Here is a 267-nt window from a genome sequence, read left to right as displayed (position 1 = left end):
CTCATGCTGAAGACCGACACCCTCAGCGCCAGCGCGCGCGAAGATTTCTGCGGAAACTGAAAAGGCCAGCCTTGATGCGTGATTTCCTGTCAGCCTGCCTTGTGAGCCTCGCCCTGCTGGGTGCCGCCGCGCCGGTGGCGGCGCAAACGGCGCGTCCGCTGCTGCTGGAAGGGACGCAGACCGTGTTCCAGCGGGTCCTGACCAAGCCCGGCGCGCAGATCCGGTCGGCGCCGCAAGGCCAGGTGATCGCCTCGATGCCCGCGTTCC

General features: G+C 67.8%; 1 protein-coding gene. It reads left to right on the top strand.

What is annotated here, in order from left to right; translation table 11 throughout:
- Positions 1 to 74: 74 nt before the first annotated feature.
- On the top strand, positions 75 to 267 hold a 193-nt coding region (locus E0702_RS17605; RefSeq protein ID WP_205742079.1), incomplete at its 3' end, for a hypothetical protein.

The sequence above is a fragment of the Halomonas marinisediminis genome (assembly GCF_004347715.1).
GTDB classification, from domain to species: Bacteria; Pseudomonadota; Gammaproteobacteria; order Pseudomonadales; family Halomonadaceae; genus Halomonas; species Halomonas icarae.
The sequence above is the reverse complement of the archived record's forward strand: the minus strand, read 5'-3'. Positions and strand labels throughout refer to the sequence as shown.